Origin of the sequence: Arthrobacter sp. I3, assembly GCF_000520575.1 — a bacterium.
Lineage (GTDB): Bacteria > Actinomycetota > Actinomycetes > Actinomycetales > Micrococcaceae > Arthrobacter > Arthrobacter humicola_A.
The window spans coordinates 11,040-12,261 of sequence record NZ_KI914954.1 but is presented as its reverse complement, the minus strand read 5'-3'; the positions used below and the strand labels follow the sequence as shown (position 1 = coordinate 12,261).

Annotated in this window: 2 protein-coding genes; both read right to left on the bottom strand. The window is 70.7% G+C overall.

Features of this window, described 5'->3' with window-relative positions; genetic code table 11:
- Nucleotides 1-700, bottom strand: a 700-nt coding sequence (locus Y706_RS26475; RefSeq protein WP_043436487.1) for an SDR family NAD(P)-dependent oxidoreductase, incomplete at its 3' end; no start/stop codon positions are given.
- A gap of 3 nt (nt 701-703) precedes the next feature.
- Nucleotides 704-1,222: NAD-binding protein (locus Y706_RS26470; protein ID WP_253906836.1), on the bottom strand; the 519-nt coding region annotated here is incomplete at its 5' end.

Here is a 1,222-nt window from a genome sequence, read left to right as displayed (position 1 = left end):
CCAGCCACACGGCGGGTCCGGCCAGGTCCTGCACGGTCCCCCAGCGGTGCGCGGGGGTCCGGCCCAGGATCCAGGCGTTGAACTGCTCATCGTCGACAAGGTTTTGGGTCATCTCGGTGTGGATGTAGCCCGGCGCGATCCCGTTGATCTGCAGGCCCGAGGCGGCCCATTCCGCGGTCATGGCCCGGGTCAGGTTCCGCAGGCCGCCCTTCGCCGCGATGTAGGGCGCGATGGTGGGCCGGGCGAGGTCGGTCTGCACCGAGCAGATGTTGATGATCTTGCCCCGGCCCCGCGGGATCATGTGCCGGGCCGCTTCCCGCCCCACCAGGAACGCGCTGGTCAGGTCCGTGGAGATGACCCGTTCCCAGTCGGCCACGTCGAGCTCGAGCATCGGGACCCGGTGCTGGATGCCGGCGTTGTTGACCAGGATGTCCAGCGGGCCCACGTTCTCCTCCACCCAGGCGATGCCCCGGGCGGCCCCGGTGTCGCTGGTGACGTCGAAGGCGCAGCTGTGCACCCGGCCCGGCGCGTAGTCCGCGGCCATCGCGGCCTCGGCGGCCTTGAGCCGCTCGGGGTTGATGCCGTTGAGCACCACGGTGGCGCCGGCGTCGGCCAGGGCCCGGGCCAGGGCGTTGCCGATCCCCCGGCTCGAACCGGTCACCAGGGCCACACGCCCGGTCAGGTCAAAAAGTCCACTCATGGTTCACTGATCCTCGTTGGTCTTTGCTGTTGTGTTGGCTGTTGGCTTGTCGCTGGGGTTGTCACGTGCGTTGTCACTGAGATTGGCGATGGCCTGCCGCACGACGGCGAGGTCCCGGTCCCCCAGCCCCTGGCGCTTGAGTTCCGCGTAGAGCTCGGCGCCGGCGGCCGCCATCGGTACTGCGGCACCCGCGGCCGCGGCGCTCTCGAGCACGAAGGAGAGGTCCTTGTGCATGAACTTGGCGGGTCCGGTGGGCTCGTAGTCCCTGGCGGCGAGCCGTGGCCCCACGATGTCCAGGACCCGGCTGCCCGCGAGTCCGCCCGCGAGCACCTCGTAAAGGGCGGGCACCTCCATGCCGGAGCGTTCGGCGAGCTCCGCGGCCTCGGCGAGCGCCGCCGTCGTGGTTCCCACGATCAGCTGGTTGCACGCCTTGGCGAGCGAGCCCGATCCCAGCGGTCCCAGCCGCCGCACGGTGCTGCCCATCGCGCCGAAGAGCGGCAGGAGCCGGCGGAAGTCGCTGTC